At 51.3% G+C, this 25618-nt stretch carries 22 protein-coding genes and 1 pseudogene; 17 read left to right on the top strand and 6 right to left on the bottom strand.

Translation table 11 applies throughout. The features are described 5' to 3' along the window. The first annotated feature begins 28 nt into the window (after window positions 1-28). From ACFQ0N_RS36845 to ACFQ0N_RS36825, 5 genes are all read left to right on the top strand, one after another. Entirely contained in the window at window positions 29-904 is an 876-nt protein-coding gene (locus ACFQ0N_RS36845) for a carbohydrate ABC transporter permease (RefSeq protein WP_379335263.1), read from the top strand. A gap of 106 nt (window positions 905-1010) precedes the next feature. Then, a complete protein-coding gene (locus ACFQ0N_RS36840; RefSeq protein ID WP_379335260.1) occupies window positions 1011-2756 on the top strand; it encodes an extracellular solute-binding protein in 1746 nt (581 codons plus the stop codon). Window positions 2757-2838: 82 nt separating this feature from the next. Then, window positions 2839-3954 carry a sensor histidine kinase gene (locus ACFQ0N_RS36835; RefSeq protein WP_379335258.1) on the top strand — a complete coding sequence of 372 codons (1116 nt, stop codon included), beginning with the start codon at window positions 2839-2841 and terminating at the stop codon, window positions 3952-3954. Between the two features lie 60 nt (window positions 3955-4014). After that, window positions 4015-4410, top strand: coding sequence for a sensor histidine kinase (locus ACFQ0N_RS36830; RefSeq protein WP_379335256.1), 396 nt, complete (start codon window positions 4015-4017; stop codon window positions 4408-4410). Continuing rightward, a complete protein-coding gene (locus ACFQ0N_RS36825; RefSeq protein WP_379335254.1) occupies window positions 4376-5920 on the top strand; it encodes a response regulator in 1545 nt (514 codons plus the stop codon). Before ACFQ0N_RS36830 ends, ACFQ0N_RS36825 begins: the two co-directional genes overlap by 35 nt. Before the next feature lie 24 nt (window positions 5921-5944). Here the strand turns inward: ACFQ0N_RS36825 and ACFQ0N_RS36820 are convergent, their stop codons facing one another. After that, window positions 5945-6586 (bottom strand): MFS transporter, encoded by a 642-nt coding sequence (locus ACFQ0N_RS36820; RefSeq protein ID WP_379335252.1) that lies wholly within the window; start codon window positions 6584-6586, stop codon window positions 5945-5947. Here ACFQ0N_RS36820 and ACFQ0N_RS36815 point away from each other — a divergent pair. From ACFQ0N_RS36815 to ACFQ0N_RS36805, 3 genes are all read left to right on the top strand, one after another. Continuing rightward, the gene (locus tag ACFQ0N_RS36815) at window positions 6574-7638 is read left to right on the top strand and encodes a sulfatase-like hydrolase/transferase (protein ID WP_379335250.1); all 1065 of its coding nucleotides are present in this window, start codon (window positions 6574-6576) and stop codon (window positions 7636-7638) included. The two genes, ACFQ0N_RS36820 and ACFQ0N_RS36815, sit on opposite strands and share 13 nt — an antisense overlap. Window positions 7639-7654: 16 nt before the next feature. Next, on the top strand, window positions 7655-8011 hold the full coding sequence (locus tag ACFQ0N_RS36810; protein WP_379335248.1) for a hypothetical protein: 357 nt from the start codon (window positions 7655-7657) through the stop codon (window positions 8009-8011). A 393-nt stretch (window positions 8012-8404) separates the two neighbouring features. Next, the gene (locus ACFQ0N_RS36805; protein ID WP_379335246.1) at window positions 8405-9664 is read left to right on the top strand and encodes an S-layer homology domain-containing protein; all 1260 of its coding nucleotides are present in this window, start codon (window positions 8405-8407) and stop codon (window positions 9662-9664) included. A gap of 104 nt (window positions 9665-9768) precedes the next feature. On the opposite strand, the gene ACFQ0N_RS36800 is transcribed toward ACFQ0N_RS36805, so the two are convergent. Continuing rightward, the gene (locus ACFQ0N_RS36800) at window positions 9769-11154 is read right to left on the bottom strand and encodes an MATE family efflux transporter (protein WP_379335244.1); all 1386 of its coding nucleotides are present in this window, start codon (window positions 11152-11154) and stop codon (window positions 9769-9771) included. 224 nt (window positions 11155-11378) lie between these two features. Here ACFQ0N_RS36800 and ACFQ0N_RS36795 point away from each other — a divergent pair, with 224 nt between their 5' ends. The 6 genes from ACFQ0N_RS36795 (at window position 11379) to ACFQ0N_RS36770 (ending at window position 18897) form a co-directional block, all read left to right on the top strand. Continuing rightward, the gene (locus tag ACFQ0N_RS36795) at window positions 11379-13139 is read left to right on the top strand and encodes a sensor histidine kinase (protein WP_379335241.1); all 1761 of its coding nucleotides are present in this window, start codon (window positions 11379-11381) and stop codon (window positions 13137-13139) included. Then, window positions 13120-14166: a response regulator transcription factor gene (locus tag ACFQ0N_RS36790; protein ID WP_379335239.1), complete on the top strand. Its 1047-nt coding sequence runs from the start codon at window positions 13120-13122 to the stop codon at window positions 14164-14166. The genes ACFQ0N_RS36795 and ACFQ0N_RS36790 overlap by 20 nt, the downstream gene beginning before the upstream one ends. Window positions 14167-14598: 432 nt before the next feature. After that, a complete protein-coding gene (locus ACFQ0N_RS36785) occupies window positions 14599-16002 on the top strand; it encodes an ABC transporter substrate-binding protein (protein WP_379335237.1) in 1404 nt (467 codons plus the stop codon). Between the two features lie 86 nt (window positions 16003-16088). Continuing rightward, entirely contained in the window at window positions 16089-16973 is an 885-nt protein-coding gene (locus tag ACFQ0N_RS36780) for a carbohydrate ABC transporter permease (RefSeq protein ID WP_379335235.1), read from the top strand. After that, a complete protein-coding gene (locus ACFQ0N_RS36775; protein WP_379335233.1) occupies window positions 16970-17794 on the top strand; it encodes a carbohydrate ABC transporter permease in 825 nt (274 codons plus the stop codon). The genes ACFQ0N_RS36780 and ACFQ0N_RS36775 overlap by 4 nt, the downstream gene beginning before the upstream one ends. Before the next feature lie 71 nt (window positions 17795-17865). Further along, window positions 17866-18897 (top strand): Gfo/Idh/MocA family protein, encoded by a 1032-nt coding sequence (locus ACFQ0N_RS36770; protein WP_379335231.1) that lies wholly within the window; start codon window positions 17866-17868, stop codon window positions 18895-18897. Between the two features lie 322 nt (window positions 18898-19219). Here ACFQ0N_RS36770 and ACFQ0N_RS36765 read toward each other — a convergent pair whose 3' ends face one another. From ACFQ0N_RS36765 to ACFQ0N_RS36755, 3 genes are all read right to left on the bottom strand, one after another. Then, window positions 19220-19942 (bottom strand): amino acid ABC transporter ATP-binding protein, encoded by a 723-nt coding sequence (locus tag ACFQ0N_RS36765; RefSeq protein WP_379335229.1) that lies wholly within the window; start codon window positions 19940-19942, stop codon window positions 19220-19222. Then, window positions 19935-21482, bottom strand: coding sequence for an ABC transporter substrate-binding protein/permease (locus ACFQ0N_RS36760; RefSeq protein ID WP_379335227.1), 1548 nt, complete (start codon window positions 21480-21482; stop codon window positions 19935-19937). Before ACFQ0N_RS36760 ends, ACFQ0N_RS36765 begins: the two co-directional genes overlap by 8 nt. A gap of 222 nt (window positions 21483-21704) precedes the next feature. Next, entirely contained in the window at window positions 21705-22604 is a 900-nt protein-coding gene (locus ACFQ0N_RS36755) for an AraC family transcriptional regulator (RefSeq protein WP_379335225.1), read from the bottom strand. Between the two features lie 215 nt (window positions 22605-22819). Between ACFQ0N_RS36755 and ACFQ0N_RS36750 the strand changes: the two genes are divergently transcribed. The 3 genes and pseudogenes from ACFQ0N_RS36750 to ACFQ0N_RS36740 form a co-directional block, all read left to right on the top strand. Then, window positions 22820-23803 carry a Gfo/Idh/MocA family protein gene (locus ACFQ0N_RS36750; protein WP_379335223.1) on the top strand — a complete coding sequence of 328 codons (984 nt, stop codon included), beginning with the start codon at window positions 22820-22822 and terminating at the stop codon, window positions 23801-23803. Between the two features lie 28 nt (window positions 23804-23831). Continuing rightward, complete coding sequence (locus ACFQ0N_RS36745) at window positions 23832-24884, top strand: Gfo/Idh/MocA family protein (protein ID WP_379335221.1); 1053 nt, start codon at window positions 23832-23834, stop codon at window positions 24882-24884. After that, window positions 24881-25456 (top strand): annotated as a pseudogene (locus ACFQ0N_RS36740) (TIM barrel protein); the annotation flags it as partial. The gene ACFQ0N_RS36745 and the pseudogene ACFQ0N_RS36740, both read left to right, overlap by 4 nt. A gap of 10 nt (window positions 25457-25466) precedes the next feature. On the opposite strand, the gene ACFQ0N_RS36735 reads toward ACFQ0N_RS36740, so the two are convergent. Continuing rightward, window positions 25467-25556 (bottom strand): hypothetical protein, encoded by a 90-nt coding sequence (locus ACFQ0N_RS36735; RefSeq protein WP_379335287.1) that lies wholly within the window; start codon window positions 25554-25556, stop codon window positions 25467-25469. Window positions 25557-25618 lie beyond the last annotated feature (62 nt).

The following is a 25618-nucleotide window of genomic DNA, read 5'->3' as shown; positions in this document are numbered from 1 at the left end:
CTGCTTCAACATAAAGGAGGACGCTTGCATGATCTATAAATCCAAATCGGAGAGAACCTATCAGATCATTATCCATGCGATCGTGATCGCCGTCGTCGCATCGGCGGTATTCCCTCTGCTCTATGTGCTGGGCATGTCGCTTACCGGGCAGGTGGAAATGATGCAGCGCAACTATTTTGTCATCATTCCGCATGAACCGACATTTGCCGCTTATGAGCGCATTCTCTCTTCGCCGCTTATTTGGAAATCGTTCGGAGTGTCTGTCTTCCGCAGCGCGATGGGCACCAGCCTCATGCTGTTGATGTCTGTAATCGGCGCTTATGTGCTTTCGATCCGGACGCTGCCGGGGCGCTCCATTATGCTGCTGCTCGTCGTCTCGACGATTCTGTTCAGCGGCGGGCTTATTCCCACCTATCTTGTCGTCAAACAGCTGGGGCTAATCGACTCTTTATGGTCGCTTGTGCTGCTCTACCTTGTAGACAGCTTCGGCCTGCTTGTCATTAAAATCTTCATCGAGAATTTGCCGGACGGTTTGATTGAGGCTGGAAAAATAGATGGCGCCGGAGATTTGCAAATGCTCATGCGCGTAGTCATTCCGCTGGCCGCTCCGGCTCTGGCTGCAATCGGCCTGTTCAATGTCGTTTTTCACTGGAACAGTTGGTTTGATGCCATGGTCTATTTAAACGATGCGAATCTGTTCCCGATGCAGCTTGTGCTCAAAAATATGCTTACAGCCGCTTCGAGTGATGCGATGCAGTCGCTTGTCATTAACGGCAGCGCTGTTACGCCGGAATCGATGAAGATGGCAACCGTCATTGTCGGAACGCTGCCGATTCTGATGGTTTATCCCTTTCTGCAAAAATATTTTGTAAAAGGTGTTTACATGGGGGCAGTGAAAGGCTAGTCTGTATCATGCTTGCTCCCAGTGTCATGATGTTGCTGTTGAAGCGCCGCGGGCTTCTAGGCATAGATGCAACCTATTATTTCACGAAATGAAAAGGGGATATGGTATGTTGAGAAAAACAACCGTCGTTACAATTTCGCTGCTGCTTGTGATGGCACTGCTGCTGGCGGCATGCAGCAGTAAAGTGAATAACGGTCCGGCATCTGGCAAAACGGAGAAGGATAGCGGCAATAAGCCGGCCGATACGGGCAACAAGCCTGCCGACACGGACAAAAAAGAAGGAGCGGCCGGTGGCGGGGCGGAAGACAATGTAGTGAAGCCGGAAGATTTGCAATTTCCAGATGCCTTTCCAGAGGTGCCGACAGCGGTCGATTATGACAAGAGCTATGCGTATGACGATATGAGCAAATCGTATTCGCTTGATATTATGCTGGGCGGCTTTATTAATCAGCCTGCGACGAAGGATTTGATCAAGGAGTTTTATGAGAAAACTTTCAATGTAAAAATTAATTTCACTAATTTGGCGGGGGAAGATTTGATCAATAAAACCAATGTCCGCTTTGCATCCGGCGATGCGCCTGATGTGGTGCTGCTGGGCGACCGGGCGATCGCGCAGACGCTGTTTAAACAGAACCAGTTGCTCGATGCGACGCAAATTCTTCCGTATATGCCGCAAATGATGAATTATGTCACGGCGGAATATAAAAAATGGGCGACAGATGGCGGCAATATGATCGGCATACCGCGTCTGCCTACTTTCCCGGACGTATGGGGCAACTTTATCCGGCAGGATTGGCTCGAGAAGCTGGGCATGGAAATGCCGAAAACAGCGGATGAATTGTTTGAATATGCCAAAGCGGTCGCCGAGCGGGATCCGGACGGCAACGGCAAAGCGGACACTTGGTTCATGGGCGCGGCGGGCGCCGGACAGGGCTGGGGGATGATGGCGGGTTTGATCGATATGTTCGGCCATCGCAGCTGGAATGTGAAGGACGACAAGATCAATCATCCGATGCTGGACGGTACGACGAAGGCGTTCCTGGAATTTGTAAAAAAGCTCAATGACAACAAGCTGCTCGCTCCGGACTGGTATACGATCCAGTGGGAGCAGTTCAAATCATACTCGCTGCAGAACAAAATCGGGATGGTCAATTACCCGGGCTGGAATTTGCTGCAGGAGCAATTTTCCGCCTCGCAAAATAATGCGGATACGCTCAAAAACTGGGCGCCGGTGCCGCCGCTTACATCCGCGCAAAACAGCGACGGCAAGCTCGGACCCGGCGGTTCGCCCGGCGGCATTTTCATCATCTCCAAGAAGGTTGGCGATGACCCCGGCAAAATGAAACGGATTGCTCATTTCCTGGACGCCGTGCAGTACCCGAACAAATATTATTGGGTAGGCAACCAAGGCGGCGGACCGGAAATTTGGCCGGATTATACCAAGGTGACCAAAAATGATGACGGCACTTATTATTATGATTCCGATATGGTCACCCTGCAAAATGAAATGAAGCCGGAGCTGAAAGGGATGATGGATTGGCAGTCGGTAGGCTATACGCTAATTTGGGAGCGCCATAAATATTCACCCGAATTTCCGTATAATGAAGCGGGGGATAAATATCAGGACATCGTTCGCAGTTATCCGCGCGTCAAAAATTACGATATGCTCCTTAACCTGGATGGACCAACCTCGAACCGCATTAAGGATTTTGTGCAGAAAAATGAAATCGCCTTTGTGCTGGGCAAGCGCAGCTTTGACGATTGGGATAAATATGTGGAGGAATGGAAAAAAGCGGGCGGGCAGAAGCTGATCGATCAGGCTGCCGAGCAGCTTGGCGCAGGCAAGCCATAGTTAAATATTGCTGCGGCACTTCGGTATACCTGTTATCCCCCTTGACCGATAGGAGATGACAGGTATACTTGATGTACAAACATTGTCTACCATTGTGAAAGAAGGTGTGGCCTTGCGGCTGGGCGGACGAACTGGGGCGCGGACCAAGCTGCTGATCTGGCTGATTCTGCCTAGTCTTATATTGGAAGCGGCGATTATTTGGCTGGCGCAGTCAAATACCACCTCATTTTTACGTCAGACTCAGGAGAGTGCCTTGAACGGCATGGTCGTACAGTCGGTTCGGCTAATGGAAAGCCAGATGAATGATTTGGTGTTGAACGTACTGGCAATAGAAAACGAGATTTTGTACGATATGACGACGCCTGCAGACTGGATCCGCTCGATGGAGGCGGCGACGCAGACGAGGCCGGAGCTGGTGCGCGGGGTAGTCTACCTCGATAAGAGCGGACTTGTTGCCGGCAGCTACGATACGCGCACCTTGCTTTACGACCGAAATGACCGGCTCATCTACTCAATTACAATTGTCGCGCGCAACAGTTATGAAACGCTAGAATTTGCGGAACGTGATACGAAAACGCTTTCGGCGGCAAAAGCCAATTTTGAAAAAAATGAGCAATATTATGTCATTTCCGATATGAATCAGGCGCCTTTCTGGAAGGTTGTCATCGTTGGCGATGTAAAGACGCTGGAAAACAACTACCAGCCGATCGTTCAATTTGCCATTATGATTCTGCTGCTCGGCTCGGCGGGCCTTGTCTTTATCTATATTATCGTATCGTGGTGGTTTACGAAGCCGATTGTTTCCTTAACGAAAGGGATCCGCCATATTGCGACCGGCCATCTGGATCACCAGTTCGAGGTATCCAGGCCGGATGAATTTGGCGAGATGGCACGGGAGTTCAACCGGATGATGCGCATCATTCAAGAACTGATCGAGACGTTGAAGCAGACGGAGGAGCAGAAGCGGCAGGCTGATTTTCAAATGCTGCTTGCGCAGATTAATCCGCATTTTCTGTACAATACGCTAAATACAATCGATATTATGGTCGATTTCAAAAGTAAAGCGGAAATTCATGCAGTGATGACCGTGCTGATTCGCTTGCTGAAGTACGGGCTGGACCGCACCGATGTTTTGCGCCGGCTGGATGAGGAATTGACCTATGTCAAGGATTACTTGTATATCCAGTCTGTCCGTTAAAATGACGACAGCTTTGAATTTGAAGTGCAAAATCCGCCGGCTGACCTTGCCGGTGCGCATATGTTGAAGCTTGTACTGCAGCCTATTGTGGAAAATGCAGTGTTTCACGGTCTCCGCCCGCTTACAGACAGAAAGGGGAAGCTGTCCGTAAGCGTCAGACAGCTGGGCAAGGATTTGGAAATTATTGTGGCCGATAACGGCGTAGGCATGAGCAAAGAGAAAATTAACAGTCTGCTGAAGCCCAATTACGCTGGCCCCGGCGCCTCGCAAAGCAGCGCCGCTCATATCGGAGTCCGGAATGTGCATGAGCGGGTGCAGCTGTATTACGGCCCCAACTATGGCTTATCGATCGAGAGTGAACCGGCTGCAGGTACGACCGTAAAAGTCAGATTGAAAATGATTGAAACGGGGGATGGAGCAGATGGGGCAAACCGTCAAATTGCTGCTGGTCGATGATGAGCCGCTTGCGCTCCGGAGAATTCGCAGTTTTCAGCTTGCTGCGCGAGGGTTTGAGATTGTAGGCGAGGCGGAAAACGGGATGCAGGCGCTGCAAAGTGTGGAGCGGCTCAAGCCGGATATTGTCGTGACTGACATCGGTATGCCGGTAATGGACGGTCTGGAGCTGCTTCAGCAGCTTCAGCAGCGGCCGTCCCCTCCCAAGGTAGTGCTGCTTACCTGTTACGAGGATTTCGACAAAGTACAGACAGCGCTGCGATATGGGGCAGGCGATTATTTGACAAAGGTGATGCTCAGCGAGGAGGAATTGGTCCATGTGCTTGAGCGCACGGCAGCTTCCCTGCGTAAAGAGCATGTAGAGACCGAGTTGATTGTCCGTGCTCTGCTGCAGGATGTACTGCTGTTTCCGTCGGAGCAGACCATCTCCGGTTTGTGGAAGAGCGGCTTTGTGCATGACCGGTTTGCAATGGCTGTTATTAGAACGGCTGCAGCAGTGGAGGATGCGCTCGCGGAAGAATGGTTTGCCGTCGAGGCCGAGGAAACGGAGCGCGAACGGGGATGTATACCGGTAAGGCTGACGCCGGATACGTGGTGTTTATATTTTCATTCCATGTGTCGGGAAAACGACGCTTCTTTTTATGGCTGGTACAGCCAGCAGTGCAGCAAGATCTGTGTCCGGCTCCGCAGCAAGAAGGGGCTGGCAGATTATGTCGTCGCTGCCGGCGCCGTCTATCATCGAACGGCTGATCTGCCGCTGGCCTATCAGCGTAGTCTTGCACAATGCGAAGCAGGGTTCTATATGCCTTGCTCGCACATTGTGTGGGAAGAAACAGCGCCGGCGTGGAGCGCCTTTCCGCAAGAACAGTTTCGCTCCCTGCTGGAAAATATCGGAGATGCGATACAGCGCGGGGAGGGCACGGAAGCCGGCTCACTGCTTACTGAGTGGGCCGATGCGATCGGGAGGCAGTATCGGCCGCCTGCCGAGCAGGTCAGACAGATGGCGCGGGCCATCTGCTCGCAGCTAGAAGGAGTCGGCGGGAGAGCAAACGCACAGCTGCTAAGCTTCAAGCAGACAGCCGAGACGGCGCTGCACGCTGCGGCGATTGTTTGCGAAGCACGCCACTTGGCGGATACGCTGGGGCAGCTGCAGCCTTTGCCCATGCCCGGAAGCATGCGCAAGGAAATTAAAAAGGCAATCGCCTTAATTGCCAGCCAGTACACTCATATTGAACTGATAGAGGTCGCGCGGCAAGTTAGTCTCAGTCCCAGTTGTTTTGCTGCATTGTTTCGTGCGGAGACGGGCCAAAGCTTTCACGATTATGTGCAGCAGGTGCGGCTGAATGAGGCAAGAGTGCTGCTTAGAACGACAGATTTGAAGGTATACGAAATTGCCGACCGGGTCGGGATTCCGAATTCGCGTTATTTTTCCCGGCTATTTTCCGAGTATGCCGGCTTCACGCCGCTCGATTACCGGAAGAACGAGCGGTCAGCCAGTTTCGACGGAAAATAGCGTAAAAAAAGGCTGGGCCGGAGCTTAATTTTGCTCCAGTACCCGGCCTTTTTGCTGCTGGCTGATTTGCGGACGGTCAAGGCTCCAGCTGATAAAGGTCAGCGCGGATGCCAAAATTGCCACGATCGCCCCAAACCAGGACACATCGATCAGCTTCATCTTTGTAGTAACAAAGCCTCCCAGTGAAGAGCCAAGCGCAATCCCGATATTAATCGATACCGGAGTGAGCGATGAGGCCAAGTCTTTGGCGGCGGGATAATGCTTATTGGCCAAATCGATGAAATACAGCTGTATCGTTGAGTTCAGGATGTAAACGATCAGGGCGATGAACGATACGCTGATCAAGCCGCCAATCATTGAACCGGAAGAAAAGTAAAGCGATGCAAGCACGACGGCCTGGATCAGAAACACATAGCGCAGCTTCCGGAGGCCGTTTCTTGCCGCCAATCTGCCGCCGATCAGCGTGCTAAAGATCGATACAATCCCGTAGAGTAAAAAGACAAGGCTAATATACTGATCAGGGACGAATAGCACTTTTTGCAGGAGCGGCGTTAAATAAGTATAGAGACGCCAGGCATGCATGGCGTCTTGAGCGAGATGGAAGGAGCAGGTATAATGAGGGTGCAGTAGGAAATTTGTGGGAGGGGCAGCATATGAAAAAGCCAAATATCGTACTCATTATGTGTGATCAATTGCGGGCGGACGTACTCGGATGTTATGGAAGCGATTTCGTTAAAACGCCCAATATAGACAAGCTGGCCGAACAAGGCGTGCGTTTTGACCGCATATACAGTCAGACACCCGTCTGCGTGCCTGCCCGCCACGGGCTTATAGCGGGCAAAGCTCCCTTCCAGCTGGGGCTGACCGATAATACAGCGTTGCGCCATCCGATTGAACATCCGCTGCCGCAAATATTGCGAAATGAAGGCTATTTTACTTGTGCCGTCGGCAAAATGCATTTTTCTCCTCCGCGGGCGCATCATGGCTTCGACCGGATGCTGCTATCCGAGGAAATTCCCGGCCACTTCGATGACGACGACTATTTGCAATATCTTGCAAGCTCCGGATTCATGCATATTAGGGAACCGCATGGCAAGCGACGCGAGATGTATTATGTGCCGCAGGTTTCCGAGCTGCCTGAGGCGGTTCACACGACGGCCTGGACAGCTGAGACCGCATGCGAGCAAATCCGCAAAAACAAGGATCGGCCATTCTTCCTGTTCACTTCCTTCATAAAGCCGCATCCGCCATTCGATCCGTGTCAGCCATATGATACGATGTATCCGCTGGACCAGGTGCCGGCAGCAGTGAGAAGCGAGCAGGAGCGGGCGCCGATCGATCTCGCTATCGCCTTCCAGAACGATTATAAAATTAACGGCATCGATAGCCTTACGCCGGAACAGGAAAAACAGATTCGGGCTTATTATTACGGCTCCGTTACGCAGATCGATGTCCAAATAAAGAAGATTATGGATACGCTGGAGCGGTATGGGCTGGCGGATAACACCTTGGTTATTTTAACCGCGGATCATGGTGAAATGTTGGGCGATCACTATTCGTACGGCAAAAGGACGTTTTACGAGCCGTCGGCCCGTATTCCGCTGCTGATGCGCTGGCCTGAAAGGCTGCCGCAAGGTGTTCAGCGCAAGCAGCTGGGCGTGCTCACCGATGTGTATGCTACGATAGCAGATGCGGCGGGCGCGAGAGATTCCTCCTGATTGCTACGGGATCAGCATGCTGGAAAGCGCAGCTGACGATGGCCGGCCGTTGCGAGAGGAAGTGTACGGGGAATTCGGCCTCAATAACATGTTGAAATTTATGCTCCGCTGGGACGATTACAAATATGTCTACCATACCAACGGCGGGCAGGAGGCTTTATTCAATCTGGCTAACGACCCTGATGAGCTTACTAATATTGCCGCTTCACATGCCGGTATTTGCGAGGCGAGCAGAGCAAGGCTTGTGCAATATTACAGAGAGCACCGCTTCGAGGAGGCATTAGATGGCGAGCGGCTGAAAAGCTATCCCTATGAACCCCATAAAAATGCCGGGTTTATCGATCAGAGGCCGCAGTGGACTGTGCCGCTTTAATGATCATAGGGGGGGGGTGACAGCCACCTGGCAAATGAACGAACGCTAACGGATCTCACGGCCGCTATTCTCGGAAATTCGCCCGATCTGAAATTGTAACGGAACTGTGCGCCGCTATTTGCTGATCACTACCACGATTTCGCAAGAAAACGGCCAATTAAGGTCGCTCACATCCGTAAGATTTCAAAAAGGGGGGTTATCGGCGAAATAGCGTCTGTAGCTTCCGTTAGAACTTAAAGGACGCCGTCAGGCGTTTTTTTGTGATTTCAAATTAGATTAAAACTGTCTTATTTTTTGTCGGTACCCCCTAAACCAGCAACGATCCGCCGAACGTTTATGGGCGAAAGCAAATCAGCGGCCTGGACCGCTATCGAAAAGGAGAGGGGCTTCAACATGAATAAGACACTAGTGAAAAAAGCAGCGATTACATCGATGGCGTTACTGACGCTGGCGGGCGGAGCGTCAAGCGCGTTTGCTGACGGTAAAGGCAAAGGGCATGATAGCGAATCCAAATCTAAGCAGGACTGGGAAGATCAGCGTAAATGGGACGATCGCGACGACGATAATGATTATAACGACGATAAAGACAATAAAAAGAAGAAGGAAAAAGGCGGCATTCATCTCCACTTTAAAGATGAAAAAGAGCTGAAATGGGCGCTGGAGCATATTATTCGCCTTGCCTCCAAGGGTGTGTTCACCGGTTATGCAGACGGTACGTTCAAACCGCAACAGAAAATTACGCGAATTGAGACAATTGTTGCCGCCGTACGGTTGATGGGACTGAAGGAGCAAGCGGAATCGGCGGAGGAAATGGCAACCAAGCTGAATTTCAAAGACGCCGAGCAACTGAAGCGCAAATATCCGTGGGCGACCGGCTACATCGCGGTTGCGCTTGAGAAAGACCTGTTCGCGGAAACCGATGACGTTGTTCAGCCGGACAAGTCGGCCACGCGCCTATTTGCGGCAACGCTGCTCGTGAAAGCGCTTGGTCTTGAGGCCGAAGCGAAAGCGAAAAACAATACAGAACTTAACTTCAAGGACGCCAAAAATATTCCTGCCGGCTCCGTTGGCTATGTAGCTGTTGCGCTGGAGAAAGGCATCATTACCGGATATAGCGATAAAACGTTCCGTCCTAACCAACCGGTTACCCGCGCCGAGCTGGCAGCCATTCTTGACCGTACGGACAATGAAATGCCGGATCATGACGCACAGGCGATTACAGGCAAGTTGAAGGCTGCGCCTGCCAACGGTTCGCTCGTCGTTGTCAAGCCGGATGGCACAGAGACGACATTGGCGATCGATTCGAATGTTTTCGTTTTCCGCAATAATGTAAAATCCGACTTATCGTCTCTTCTTGCTGGGGATGAAGTGTTCATTCGTACTTATCAGAACAAGGTCATATTCATTGAGGTTAAAAAGCCATCGGTTGATTATACGATCGAGTCGGGCAAGTTCAATTCGTTCACATTGAATGCGGACGGTAAAATTACGGCAGTCTCCATTTCCAAACCATTTAATGGCGGAGAGCAAGTGCTGGTGCTGAACGTTGCTCCGGATATGCAGGTTGTCGGCAAAGTGACAAAGCTGAATCCAGGGCAAGCGGTAGAGCTAAAGCTGGTCAATAACGTTGTTACTTCTATTAAAGTAAAATAAATGAAAAAGGTTGAGTCCGGGCTTAAGCAGCTTCGAACTCGACCTTTTTGCTTTAGCGTAGGTGAAGCGGCCTCAAACAGATCTGAGCGGACCGTCGTTCCGTTTTATAGAGCCGTTCCGGCCGGCTGCACCGGGTCGACGAGCGAGCGCTTTTCCCACAGCCGGCTGCGCCAGCGGTTCCACATGACAATGCCCCGCAGCCATTCATCGGCTGCAATGGCCAGCCAGACGCCAACGAGTCCCAGATCAAGGCGAAACACGAGCAAGTAACCGAGGGGCAAACTCATGCACACCATGGAAAGAAAGCCGACATAGACTGTAAATTTCGCATCGCCGGCTGCCCGCAATGAATTGACGAATACCAAATTGAAGGAGCGACCGGTCTCCAGCACAATGCTGAACAAAATAACCTGCGAGGCCAGGCGGATAATGTCCGTACTATCGGTGAAGAGGCCAAGAATCGGCTCGCGAAATACGATAACGGCGGCATCTACGGCAATGGTGATGATGAGGCTCCATTTGGCGCTTTGAATGACCCGCTGAAAGGCCTCATTATTCAATCCTGCGCCTACGCATCGTCCGACGATAATTGCTGTTCCTATACCGATCGCAGCGCTGAACAGATAAATATATTGCGAAATCGTCATCGCATAAGAGCGCGAAGCGAGCGCAGTTGTACCCAGAAAAGTGACATAATACAGAAACACGGTTTGACAGGAATGATAAGTAATCTGCTCGAGTGCAGACGGGATGCCGACCGACATAATTTTACGGATATACGCTCGTGTGAAGGTGACATAGTACCTGATCGCGATCCGCACTTCCATGACGCGGTACAGCATCCAGATGAAGACGGCCAGCGCTAATACCCGACTGATGACAGTGGATACAGCCGCTCCGGCCACGCCCATCTCAGGAAAGCCCAAATGGCCAAAAATGAGGGCGTAATTCAGCCCCACATGAATGATGTTCATCCCTAGCGATACATACATCGATTGCTTTGTAAAGCCGTAAGTTCTAATCAAGCTGGCAAAGACATTGATCAATGCCTGAAAAAAGATAAAGCCTCCCACAATCTCCATATAGACATGGGCATATCGAAGGACAGGCGGCTCAAGATTCATCGATTCCAGGATGGCTCCGCCGAATATATACAGCACTGCGCTGACCGCGAGACCAAGCAGCAAATTTAGTGTAATAGCCAGCGCTGAAATTTTGGAAGCTTCGAGCATTCGTCTGGACCCGATATATTGAGCTACCACGATAGAAGCCCCGTTGCTGATCACTTCCATGATCAGAATGCAAATAAACAAATACTGGTTGACCACTCCAACCCCGGACACCGCATCATCAGAAACGCCGCTTAGCATGAGCGTATCCGCCGTTCCCATCAATGTAAAGAGTACCAATTCAAGTAAAATCGGCCATGTCAGCCGATACAAATTCAAGCCTGCACCGCCGGATACCGTACCGTCAGCCGTAACTCCCACACCTAACCACTCGCTCTCTCTTACGTTCAATCTAGCTGTAACGGAGATATCGTATCACAATCGTGCGCCGTTTTCATCCGCAAAATTGCTATCCTTTACTTTGATTTTGCCCTCTTTCAAATCAAATTTTTCTATTACTGGCAATAATAATAATGCGCTAGCGGGTTGCGTCCAAATGCTATACTAAAGACGAAGAGTGATCGGGAGGGGTGTTACTGGCAAACATGGGCAAAGCAATCATGACATGGCTGATGAACCGCAAGCTGTTTGTAAAAATTTTTGTTTCGATTTGTATCGTTTCATTTACCGGACTGTTTTTTCTCGCGGCTGCTTACCAGCAGTACACGCAGCGGATTTTCACGGCGAGCGAGACAGACAGAGTGCAGCGCTCGATCAATCAGGCGGGGCTCAATTTGGACAACCAGTTGAATCGGATCGTCAGCAATATCTTTTACTTTTTTTACTATACCGATATGGGCGCGGAATTGCTGGAGACGAAGGATAGAGAAAAAGCAAAGGCGGCGCTTGCTGCATTTCGTCTGCAGTATTCGAGCGAGCTGGATTCAGCCTTGTTCATCGTCAGGGACGAGTCTACGGGCAGCGAGATTTTGCTGTACGATTCAGGGCTCGATCCGGTTACCGGGATCAATTACCGCGAGCAAAGCTGGTATAAAAAATTTAGCAGCAAACAAACAACGCTGTGGTCGGAGCCGACCGACCAACTGATGTTTTACCAAGATCGCTCGCTGCACACAATTTATTTGACATTGGGCAAATACGATGTTGGCGGCAAGAGTGGCATGCTGGTCGTTCGTTTGAACGGTAAAATGTTTAGCGATGCCTTCCGCCTCCTGGCCACCGAAAATCTATCGATTGAGTTGAAGGATTCCGCCGGGCGTGCGGTCTATACGTCATTTCCGGAAGTGCCTGAAGCGGGGCGGGCGCATTATTTGGAAACGAATTCACAGCTGGGCTATAGCGGCTTTCGCGTTCAGGCGTATATCAGCTCAGCGGCAATCAAGAACGAGGTTCGCAAAATCCAAAGCGTTCAGCCTTATGTAATCGTATTAATTTTGCTCATAACGCTGCTCATTTCATTCGTGCTTTCCTATACGCTGGTCCGGCCGATCCGCAAGCTTGTCCAATTGATGAAGCGGGTAGAAATGGGTGATCTTGATGTAAGGTTTACCGGAAAATATAGCGATGAGATCGGCCTGCTTGGCCGGAATTTTAACAAGATGCTGGCTACTTTATCGGATATGATCGATACGGTGTACAAGGTGCAGTCCGAAAAGTTTCAGGCTGAAATGAAGCAGAAGGACGCGACGCTGCTCGCTATGCAGAACCAGATCAACCCGCATTTTCTGTATAATACACTGGAAGTAATCAACTGCCAGGCCATCCTGAACGAAGTGCCGAGTATCAGCCGGATGAGCAAGGCATTGGCCGATTTTTTTCGCTACCCTGTCGATAATAAAAGGGCCGAGGTTACGCTGCGCATTGAGTTGTCGCATGTCGAAACTTATTTGCAAATTCAGCAGGAGCGCTATCCGGACATCGAGCTTGATCTGGACGGGCTTGAACCATTTTATCATTATCCGATTGTAAAGCTGACGCTGCAGCCGATTGTAGAAAACGCCTTCCTCTATGCTTTTACGGGGGAGCGCGACTATTATTTGAAAATTTATGCGGAGGATTGCGGTAGCGGCGCTTATGCCGTTTACATTGAGGATAACGGGCAAGGGATGCCCGAAGCGGATATGGACGAACTGAACAAGCTGCTTGCAGCCGAGCTGGAGCCGAAGGAGCAAGAAGCTGCCGCCGGTATCCGGCGGGGGATCGGGCTGCTCAACGTGCACCACCGGATTCGTCTGCGGTACGGGAACGGCTACGGCCTGCATGTCGAGGAATCGATGGCGGGCGGCGTCACAGTTCGGATTATACTGCCAAAGGAGGGGGATACGGATGCGGATATTAGTCGTTGATGATGAGCTTATTATTCGCAAAGGCATCATCAAGCTGCTGGAAACGCTATATCAGGCCGGCGCGTCGCTGGATGAGGCGCGCAACGGCGAAGAAGCGATGCAGAAGGTGGCGGAGCACAAGCCGGATCTGATCATTACAGATATTCAGATGCCGATCATGAACGGATTGGAGCTGATCGGGGCGCTGCGGAATGCATATCCGGACATTGAATGGGTTATTTTAACGGGGTATGCCGAATTTGCCTACGTCCAGCAGGCGCTGCGCCATCAAGTTGCGGATTATTTGCTGAAGCCGGTTACGCAGGAAAATCTCAATGAAGTTATTTCAAAGGTGCTGTTGAAGGACCCGGCCAAATGGACGTCCAGGATGGATATGGCGAGCATCAGCATTATCAAGGATATTGTGACCTCACTGGTCAAAGCCGTTATCTCCGAGAACGTACCGGAACTCGACTCGGCGCTGGATAAGTGGCGGATTTATTGCCAGGAGCAGGAATTTCCGCTGATCCAGATCAAGCAAATGATGGGCTATGTCCAACTGCTGTTCCGTTCAGAGCTGTTTCTCAATATTAAGCTGTCGGCTCCTGACGAATCTTCAGCGATCAATCAAAGCTCAATGTCGATCGAGGAGCTGCTTGACAAATGGCGGGACTATCTGCTCGCGCAAATGGCAGCGGTAGCGGACAATCGGGCTCCGCGCAATAAACGGATTGTAGACGATGTACTGCTGTACATCGAGCAGAACTACCACGATCCGGGACTGGGGCTGTCGGTGCTTGCGGACCGGACGGGCGTGACCACCGCCTATTTGAGCAAAATTTTCCGGGAAGTGATGCGCAAACCGATTACGCAGTATATTGGCGAATTCCGGCTGGAGCAGGCGAGAAGGCTGCTGAAGGAAGATGAAACGGCGAAAATCAATGCAATCGCCGAACAATGCGGCTTTCAGGATTACCCGTACTTTTCTAAAGTATTCAAAAAGTTTTTTGGCATCTCGCCGCTTGAATTCCGGGAGAAAAATCGATAGCTGTAGAAGCGCGGGCCGCCTCGCAATAGGCGGTTTGCGCTTTTTTGGCGAGATGAGCGGCTAACGGACACCACAGCCCTTATTTGCGGAAAATAAGCCGATATAGATTTTAACGGACGCCAGCGCCCTTATTTCAATCAAAATAGGCGAAAACGGCTGATTTCAACTACAATAGTGGCATCTGTTTCCGTTAGATTTTGAAATGGCCGATTTCAGTGGAAATAGCGGCTCCTGAGTCCGTTAGAAATTTGAAACCGCATAGGTATGGAGGGTTTCGTAAAGGCAACTAAGTTTTTTTAAGACAAGAGAAGGCGATACGCGCCATGGTTGAAAACGCTTTTACATTTTACAATAGGCACTGTGGAAACGTAATGCAGAGGCTGTATTCCACGGTTGACAGTACAAAACAATACAAAAAAAGGAGTGTCTGAAATGGGAAGAAAGACAGCCCAGATAGTTGTACTTTTGCTGCTCGTACTATCACTGGCGGCTTGCTCAAGCGGAAATGGCAGCGGTGCCAAAGCGGGCAACAATGGCGGAAAAACAGATGGCGGCAGCCAAACGCCGATCGATGAGGCATCAACAGCTACGCTTGAGGCATGGGGCAAGGCAATGAAAGAGCGTTATAACGGAACGGAAATCAATCTGGCCTTCGCGAGCCACCCGTCTACAGAATCGTTTCAAAAAATGACAAAAGACTTCGAAGCGTTAACGGGCATCAAGGTGCGTTGGGAAGTGATGGAGGAAACATACCTCAAAAATAAACAGCTTCTCGACTTTACGGGTAAGACAGGAACCTATGATGTGCTGATGGTTGACGGCTTCTGGATGAGCGAATATGGCGCGAAGAAGGTCGTTGAACCGCTTGACGATTATATTGCAAATACTGCGCTGACGCCGGGATGGTTCGACTATGAAGATATCGTTCCGGCATACCGGAACGGCATCAGCAAATATGACGGCAAAGTTTACGGCATTCCGACTGCTGGCGAGACGAGATTTATCGCTTACCGCAAAGATCTGTTCGAGAAGTACGGCAAGCAGCCGCCAAAGACGATGGACGAATTTTTGGAGCTGGCTAAATTTTTCAATGGCAAGGAAGACGGGCTGTACGGCGTCTCCATGCGCGCCCAGCGCGGCATTCATGCCGCATCCGGCCTGATGACCGTCATGTACAATTTTGGCGGCGGCTTTATCGATCAGAAGACCGGCGCTGTAACGATGACCGATCCGAAGACGAAGCAGGCAATGCAGTTTTATGTGGATTTGTTGAAAAATGCGCCGAAGGACGTTGCTTCCTATACGCATGAAGAGGCGTTGTCCGCATTCACGACTGGCAAGGCTGCCATGTGGCTCGATGCGACTGCGCTGGCGACCCGGATTCTTGATCCGAGCGGATCCCAGGTAGCGGATAAAGTCGCTTTCGCACCGACACCGGAAGGACCTGGCGGCAAAGCGAGCGCGCTTGCAGGCTGGAATATGTCGATCTCCTCGCTATCCAAAAATAAAGAAGCGGCTTGGGCATTCATTGTCTACATGAACAGCAAAGAGAAAGCGAAGGATTATGTGACCGGCGGCGGTGTTCCGGTGCGGACATCGATCTATAAGGATGAGGAGCTTGTCGCGAAGGACAGCTCGTATCCGGTTCAGCTTGAAGCGTTGAACGATGCCAATGTGCTGGTAGAGAAAGGCATCTCCTGGATTCCGCCGCATGAGAAGCTCGGCCAGATTCTTGATCGTGTCGGTTACTATGTGAGCTCGGCGATGTCCGGCGAAATGACAGTAGATCAGGCGTCCGAAAAGGCGCAGAAGGAAGTTGAAGATATTGTAGGCTAAAGAAGCCTGCAGCTATTTGCGGAGCCGCCGCCCCCCAAAAGCGGCGGTCTTCGCCTTAAGCCAACATACAAAGAGGGTGAACCGAAGTGCTGCGTTCTTACTTTCGGCAGAGACCGCATTTGATTTATATTATGCCGGCTATTCTCATACTTGGCCTGCTTACTTTGATCCCGACGATCTTTCTTTATGTGCTAAGTGTGACGAATTACGAGCTTGGCTACGAATCGTTCAAGTTCGTCGGCCTGGACAATTTTATCAGGCTCTTTTCCGGGGGCGACCCGGAGTTTTGGCATTCGTTCTGGATCAGTATCGTTTTTATGGTCATCGTGACCGCTGTAGAGCTATTGCTTGGTTTTTGGCTGGCAACGCTGCTTGACCGCGAATTTAAATTAAAATTTCTCGCATTTGCCTGTCTGATTGTTCCGATTGCTATGACACCAAGTATTACGGGACAAATTTGGAAGCTGATGCTGAATGCGGAATACGGAGTCCTCAACTATTTTTTGCAATTTTTCGGCGGTAAAGTCATCTGGCTGTCGGCGGAAAACGCCTTCTGGTCGACCGTCCTGGTTGATATTTGGCAAAATACGCCTTTTGTGGCACTGATCATTTATGCCGGCATTCGCTCATTGCCTACTGACCCGTATGAGGCGGCGGCGATTGACGGGGCGAACAAATGGCAAATTTTCCGCAGCGTGACGCTGCCTCTGCTCAAACCGATGATTTTGCTGGCGGTTGTTTTCCGCGCGATCGATTCTTTGAAGACGTTCGATATTCCGTATTCGCTCACACAGGGCGGGCCCGGCAGCAGTACGGAATTTTTGAGCCTGCATATATACCGTCTGGGCTTCGCGCAGACTGGCTGGGTCGGGCGATCGGCGGCGGTTTCCGTCATTTTGCTGCTGCTGACGACTGTTATTAGCTGGCTGCTGATCCAAGCCTACAGGAGGGGAGTGGACAACAGAGGATGAATCCGTATGGAACGAAAAAAATGGGCGTCTCCGCTGCGGCTGCCCTGCTGCTCGTATGTGCGCTATGCGTATTTCCGCTATTGTGGATGATTATTATCAGCTTGAAGACGAAGACATTAACGTATGATCCGAGCGTTTGGTTTTTCTCGCCTACCTTTGAAAACTACAAAATGGTTTTTGAAAACCGCAATGCGGTCGAATATTTGAAAAACAGCTCCATCGTTGTTGTGCTGACGACGGTATTCTCGATCTTCATCGGCGGTCTGGCCGCTTATGGCTTCGCCAGATTCGAATTCAAGAAGAAAGAAAACCGGGCGTTCTGGGTGCTCAGCCTGCGGATGCTGCCGCCGATGGCGTCGGTCATTCCGATATTCGTTATGGCAAGCTTTCTGAATGTTCTGGATACTCATATTGTACTCATTGTCAGTTATATGCTCTTTAATATTCCGTTTACGATCTGGATGATGCGCAGCTTTTTCGAAGAAATCCCGGTCGCCTTGGAGGAAGCCGCTTTTGTGGATGGGGCATCCCGGTTTCAAGTGTTTATCAAGATTATTTTGCCGCTGGCAACGCCGGGTCTGATCGCAACCGCGATTTTCTGTCTGATCAACTCCTGGAATGAATTTGTCTTCGCCTTGTTCCTGACGAGCTCGGATGCCAGCACATTGCCGACGACTGTCACGCTGTTTTTGTCGGTTTCAGGGGTTGTCTGGGGAGAAATGTCGGCGATCGGCATCGTGACGATTTTGCCAGTGCTCATATTTGCGATGATTGTGCAAAAGTATATGATTCGCGGCTTGACGTTTGGCGGCGTGAAATAACGGCTGGATGATAAGGCCGATTAAGCTTGCTTGATACAGATAATACTAAATGGAGAGGAAGTTGTTTGGTTATGACAACGATCAAAATGGGGATTGTCGGCGCGGGAACGTGGGGGGAGACGCACGCTTTCATTTATAATGACCATCCGCATGCAGAATTTGCGGCAATCTGCGACTTGAATATTGAGCGTGCCCGCGCGCTGGCGCAAAAATTTAATTTGCCGGAGTCGCAGGTATTCAGCGATCATAAGGAAATGCTGGCCAAAGGGGGCATTGACGCGGTCGCGATTGTGACCCCGGACTTTGCCCATACCGAGGTGGCGATCGATTGCGCCAAGGCAGGCAAGCATTTCATTATTGAGAAGCCGCTGACGACGAGCCGCGAGGAAGCGAATGCGATCATGGATGCGGTGAAAAAGCACAATGTCCGGATGATGGTGGATTTGCACAGCCGCTGGAGCCCGTTGTTTGCCCTTCCGAAGCAGTCGATCGTGGACGGCGAAATCGGGGAGCCATACAGCGCTTATTACCGGCTGAACGATATTAAATGGGTGGCGACCGATCTGCTGCCTTGGGCGGCGAAATCGTCTATTCTATGGTTTCTCGGTTATCACAGCGTCGATGTGCTGCGCTGGCTGTTTGACGATGAGGTTGAGCGCGTATATTCGGTTTCCCGGGCGGGCGTCCTGCAAGAAGCAGGCGTGGATACAGTCGACGTTTATCAGACGATTCTGGAATTCCGCAAGGGCGGCATCGCGACGATGGAGAACGGCTGGATTACCCCGAACACCAATCCGAATGTCAACGACATGAAGCTGAACATTACGGGAACGAAAGGGATGTTCAATATCGATCCGACGCACAGCCAGATGCTGGAGCGGTTTACAGAAACGAAGGCTGACCGGCCGGATTTACTGGTGCGGCATTTCATCCACGGCAAGCCAAAAGGCTTTGCTTACGAAAGCATCCGCCATTTCGTCGATCAGTTGATTAGCGGTGAGCCTTTCCTGGTGACGATGGAAGATGCGTACAATACGACAATGGTTATTTTGGCGATCATGGAATCAGCGAAAACAAGAACGCCAGTGCGGGTGCAATATTAAACGCGGAATCGGGATGTGTTCCGATGGCTCATCTGGGAACGCAGCGTTCTTGCCGCTGTCCGGCGTCCGGTGAAAGGGAAAATGCGCTCCAATGTTGCAGTTTGTGCAACAAATCTTGAATGAGTAGCAAGCGTCCCCAGAAATTGTTGTACAAAACACAACAAACTCCCCCTTTATAGGGTTTCAAAGGCGATCATTGTTGCAAAACGTACAACATTATCGGCCAATATGGCAGAATCCTGATTCAAATGTTGTATTTGGTGCAAAATAATCCCCTCTTCCAGTTAGCGAAGAGGGGATTGCTGCATTTTGTTGTTGTCGCTTAAAGCACTTGCTCGAGAAACCGCGCAGCGCGCTCGCTTTGCGGACGCGTGAAGAACAGCTCCGGCTGCGCCCGTTCGATCAGCTTGCCGCCGTCGAGAAAATAGATCGTGTTCGCGGCTTCGCGCGCAAACTTCATCTCATGGGTCACGATCAGCATCGTCATCCCGGTTGAAGCGAGGTCACGGATAACGGCGAGCACTTCCTTGACCATCTCGGGGTCAAGCGCTGAAGTGGGCTCGTCGAACAGCATAATGTCAGGGTCCATCGCAAGCGAGCGGGCAATTGCGACACGCTGCTTTTGTCCGCCGGACAGGCGCGACGGAAACACCTCGGCTTTGTCCCGCAGCCCGACGCGCTCAAGCAGGCTCAGCCCCTTCGCCCGCGCTTCCTCGCGGGCCATACCTTTGACTTTGATAGGCGCGAAAGTAATATTGTCGATCACCGTCATATGCGGAAACAAGTGAAAATGCTGGAATACCATGCCTATCCGCTGCCGGACACGGGTAATGTCGGTTTTCGGGTCTGTGATGTCGACATCCTCAATCGTGATCCGCCCGCCTGTCGGAACTTCCAGCAAGTTCAGGCAGCGCAGAAAAGTCGACTTGCCCGAGCCTGAAGGGCCGATAACTGCGACAACTTCACCGCGCTCTACTGTTGTGCTAATTCCTTTAAGTACCTCCAATTTGCCGAAGGTCTTGGTCAGCTGCTCTACTTTAATCACTGCGGCGCATCCTCCTTTCAAGCAAACGGGCTAGCGTTGTCAGAATCAAGACCAGAATATAATAGATTGCTGCGACGAACAGCAAAGGTTCGAAAGCCCGGGCTGTATCGGATTGCACCATGTTGGCGCGGCGCATCAGGTCAGTGACGCCGATCACGGAGACGAGCGACGATTCTTTCACTAATGCGACACATTCGTTTACCAGTGCAGGCAAAATGTTTTTGATCGCTTGCGGGAAGATAATGCGGATCATCATCGTCCGGTAAGGGATGCCGAGTGCCATGGCCGCTTCGCGCTGCCCTTTGTCCACCGCCATAATGCCGCCGCGAATCGTCTCCGACAAGTAGGCGGCCGAGTTAAGTCCGAAAGCGAGACCGGCAGCCATCAGAGCCGAAATATCGTAGCCCGTCAGCTGCGGCGTAGCAAAGTAGAACAGCAGCAATTGCAGCAGCAGCGGCGTTCCGCGGAAGATGGAAGTATAGACGGTTGCAAACCATTGCAGTATTTTGACGCTGGATAATTTAAATAAGGACAGAATGGCACCCCAGATAAATCCGAAAAGTGCAGATACGAATGTAAACAGCAGCGTGACGAACACACCCTGCAGCAAATAGCCCATGTATCCATTCAGCACGGCAAAATCAAGAAAACCGCGCGGTTTCCGTTCTTCCCCAGGCTTGCCAAACCACTTGTCAATAATAGCCTGAAGCTGGCCGTTTTGCTTCATTTCCATCAAAACGGCGTTAAATTCCGCGCGAAGCGGCGAATCCTGCGGAAAGGCAATGGCATAGCCGTCATCTCCGATGGCAGCCGGGATCATGCTATAGACAAGATCAGTGTTGACCGCGGTTTGATTAAGGGCAATCGCATCTTCAAAAATGGCCGCATCCAGCCGCCCCGATTTCATCTCTTGTACGATATCGGGAATCCGGTTTAATTTCACAATTTCTGCGCCTTTTATGTCGGCTGCGGCTTTTTCCTGAATGGAGCCGAGCTGTACGCCCACCCGTTTGCCTTTTAACTGCTCGGTGGTCTGATAGTTATCCTTTTCTCTGGAGACGATCGTGTTGCGTGCAACATAGTAGCCGTCCGAAAAATCGACGCTTTGCTTGCGTTCTTCAGTCACCGACATAGCCGACATGACAAAATCGACGCGTTTGGTCTGCAAGGCGGCAATCAGGCCGTTGAAATCCATATTGGAAAACTTCAGTTCATAGCCGAGCTTTTCTGTAATCGTCCTGGCAATGTCGACATCCATGCCGATAATGTCGCCGCCATTTTTGGCATCGACTACTTCATAAGGAGCATATTCCGCTGAAGTCCCCATAATAAGCGTCTTTTTCTTTGGTGTTCCCTCTTTGTCCTCCGGTGCAGGCGGAGGTGTAATATCGGCGGTAACTGTCTGACTGCCGGCAGCCGTTGCTGCAGTCGTCCCGTTTCCGCTAAAGTGCGGAGCCAGCAGCCCTGCAGACGGCAGGATGCCTGTCAAAAGCAGGACAGCTAACAGTGCCGTCACTGCCCATTTCATCGTTTTGCTCATGTTCAGCCTCTCTTTTCAAATCAGTGCAAAAATGTTCATCGAAAAATAAAATGGAAAAAGGACATCAGCCCTTGGATCGGTAAATTGTGGATCGCAAACCACGTTTTTCCAAAATAAGGGAATGGTCTGCTATTATGATAGCCCGCTATGTGCTTGTCGTCAAGGTTATTTGGGGAAACCTTTTCTGGAAAAATAATGAAATGCCACTCGATTTTTGTGCGCTTACTGTCTTCGCCCCGCCCTCACTTGGATGCTGCGGGCATAGTCACTGGGGGTCATATCGGTCATTTTCTTGAAATCTTTGGAGAAATAATGAATACTGCTGTATCCCAGGCGTTCGGCGATTTCCGTCATGCTGCTCGTCTCTTCGCGAATCATGATCTTGGCCCGCTCGATGCGGAGCTTGCGCACATAATCGGATATGCCGCAGCCCTGTCTTTTCTTGAAGGCATCGTACAGATGCGTTCTGCTGACCGCGAATTTGCGACAGAGGGCAGATATCGACAGGTCGCTCCCCAAATTTTCCTCGATGTATGCTATCAGCTGTTCGACGAAGGAGTTCTCACGTTTTTCCTGCGGGGCGGCTGGCAGCTTCTCAATGGGCTGCATCTTGTCGGCCCGGCGCAGAAGGGAAAGCAGCAAAATTTCCAAATAGTTTTTTACCATATGTTGGCTGCCGGGCGGGGCTTGATCGTTCAAACGAAATTTCCCGCTTTTGCGCGTCATGGCGAGCGGCGGCGGCAAAAAGGCGTTATTGCCCTCCTGAACCAATAGCGAAAGCGTATGCCGCTCCTCGCCGTTCAGCCGGAAGGTGCGGCGGGCGAGCCGGCGTATCGAGGCCGAGCGGCATTCGAAGGAAAGGATCAATACATTCGGGGGCGTGACCGGCTTCGTCTCGCTTCTGCGTATGACATTCGGCGGGACGAACAGGCAGTCGCCTTGCTTCATCGTGACCGTAACCGGATCTGCGCAAAACTCCCATTCTCCCTTATCCACGTAAAACAATTGCCAGAAATCATAGCAATCCTGGGCGCGGAAGCTTTTGGGGTATTCGGCATAGTGGAAGCTGATAATACTGTCCACGTTTAGAATCTTTTTCAGCTTTAGCTTTGGCAAGCTCATCAAGAAGCCCCCTTCTATCTTGACTGACGGCGAGCGGACTGTGGTTCCGTTTTCTAACGTCCTTCTCTCATTCTGCCCTCCTTTGCTGTTTTCTGCAAGGGCATCTTCCGAACGAAAGAACAAATCTGGGCATCCAAAGTACAAAGCTTTTGCCGCTAGTTGGCGCTATGATGAAGGCAGGTTCGCAACAATCAACAAGATGTGGAGGGGATCAAATGACAAACAAAATTCGTACTGCAGTTGTCGGGTTGAACATGGGTCTGGCGCATGCTTATTCCTATTACGAGTCGGAGCAATCGGAACTGCGCTGGGTCGTTGACCTGGATAAAGCTAAGGCTAGGGAGGTAGGTGAGGAGCTGGGCTGCAATTATACAACGGACTTCAGCGAAATAATTGACGATATCGATGCGGTCAGCCTGTGTACGCCTCACCATCTGCATTTTCCGCAGGCGATGCAGGCGATCAAGGCAGGCAAGCATGTGCTGATCGAGAAGCCGCTTGCCAATTCGGAGGCGGAATGTCTGGAGCTTATTGAAGCGGCAAACGCTCACAAAGTGCAGCTGATGGTGGCATACATTTTGCGCTATGTGCCGTCATTGATCAAGCTTAAAGAGGCTTTGGACAGCGGCAAGTACGGACGCCCGATCAATGCCAACTGCTGGATTGAAGGCTACCTGCCGCCGAATCCGAACAGCTGGCTCGCCAGCAAGGATAAGCTTGGGGGCGGCGTTCTGTTCAGCCACGGCTGCCATTATGTAGATTTGATGTTATGGTTCTTTGGCAAGCCGAAATGCGCAGTATCTCTTGGAACGCGCGTCGGGACGGAATGGCTGGAGGGAGAAGGAACGTCTCAGGCGACGATCCTGTTTGAGAATGGAACGCTTGGTCATATTACTTGCAGCTGGGGCATGAAGCATTCCGCACGGCCTAATCTATTCCATATTCATACGACAGAAGGGCTTATTGCGATAACCAGCGATTTGCTCAAAATTAAAGCAGTAACCGATAAAGGGACGGAAATGCTGCACGATGCAGAGCCGCCGGCGAATGCCAGCAAGAGCGGCAACGCGATTTATGAAATCGAGCACTTCCTGTCCTGTATTGCCGAAGCGCGGGAATCGGACACCAGCGGCGAGAAAGCAATGCCATCGCATCGGACGATTTGGGCGGCTTACGCGACAGAAGGCGTACAAGTGTAGGAATTTTAATGATTAGGGAGGGTTTCAAATGCTTAAAGTTGGGGTCATTGGCTGCGGATTAATGGGAAGTCTTCATGCCCGCACGCTCCGGCAGATGCCTGACATAAAAATAGCCGCGCTCTACAATCGTTCCCGCGATAAAGCGGAGCGATTAAGCAAGGAAGCAGGCGGCCATGTCTGCGATAGCTATGAGGAACTGCTGAAGCAGGATCTCGACGCTGTATGGGTGGCAACGCCGGATCATCTTCATACGGACATTGCCATTGCCGTCCTAGAGGCCGGCAAGCACTTATTTCTGGAAAAGGTCATCGCAACCTCGCTGGAGGATGCTGCCAAAATTATTGAAGCCAGCGCCAAGCGTCCTGAGCTGAAAGCCATGGTTGCCTATCCGCTGCGCTTCTCTCCGGCATATCGGAAGATGAAGGAAATCTTATCGCGGCCGGGAGCCGGCAAAGTGCTTCAGGCGTGGTCGATGCGCACGCACTACCTTGCCCCGACCCAAAGCGTGTACGATAAATATCGGGATCATTTCTATGATACGCCGAATTGGTATTTCGACGGCAGCGACAAATCAGGGCCGATTTACTCGCATGGTTCTCACGATTATGATCTGCTGCACTGGTACGGCGGCGACATCGAAAGCGTATTTGCTTATGGTGCAAGCAGCCCGCAGGCAGACAAAATCAGCGATGCGTTCACAGTGGCGGTCCGTTATACAAGCGGAGCGGTCGCGCATGTCAGCACGCCATGGGTGACTCGGGTCGAGGATGATACGACCGGTGTAGCAACAGAGAACTTGACTGTGGTCAATTCGAACGGCGAGCTGCGAGTTAAGAGCGACAATGGGCCGGAAGAGCGGATTCAATTTACCGGCAATGATATGTGGGAGCAGCTAAATGGCCACTTTGTCTCCTGTGTTCGCGAGAATAAGCAGCCGCTCATTACATTAGAAGACGGATTGCGCGCGATCGCTGTTTCCGAGGCGGCTATCCGCTCTCTGCGCGAGCGGTGCGAGGTGGCCGTCGATTACGGCCCATTGCGTCAAGCCGGCAAGCGGCAGCCGGAGGAGCGTAAAGCATGAGCGTAATCAAACTTGCATGTATGACATTGCCTTACAATGCATTTTCGTTTGAACGGTCTTTGCAAGGCATTGCTGGCGCAGGGTACCGCTATATCGTCTTCGGCTTGCCACATGAGGGGAAAGAGGTGCTGGAAAGCTGCAACGAAGCGGGGGCGGAGTTGATTATACGGCAGTTGGAGCGATACGGACTGAAGGCGTCGTCACTCGTGGGCACCTCCTGGCTCGCTCCTGGGCAGCCAATTGAACGTGCAGCGCAGCTGTTTGCATTTGCCAAAATTGTTGGGGCAAGCGAAGTTATCAGTCTGGGGACATGGGGCTATCGCCAGTTCCCGAATGAACCGCTGGAGGCGGGCGAGCGCGAGGCTGCTGACGAGAAATTCGCAGCACATTTTCGGCTTGTCGCTGCTGAAGCGAAGCGGGCTGGCATCACGGTGACACTCAAGCCGCACACAGGCAATACGGCGACTGCCGCTATATTGAAGGGCACGCTCGCGGCAATTGGCTCTTCGGCGGTCAAGGCTTCCTATGATCCGGGTAATGTGCAATTCTACGAAGGAATTGACGCTGCAGAAGACTTTGCGATCATTGCCGATCTGACGGTATCGCTGCGATGTCAAACATTAAACGAATCTCAAGCTGGCGATCGGACAAGTTCTCCATCGCCTGAACCAAATGCAGCTTGAGTTTGAGCGAAGGCGCAAAAGGACGCTGCCCCCTTGGCGCGTACAGATGGG

The organism is Paenibacillus sp. GCM10027626 (assembly GCF_042676285.1).
Taxonomy (GTDB): domain Bacteria; phylum Bacillota; class Bacilli; order Paenibacillales; family Paenibacillaceae; genus Paenibacillus_Z.
The sequence above is the reverse complement of the archived record's forward strand: the minus strand, read 5'-3'. Positions and strand labels throughout refer to the sequence as shown.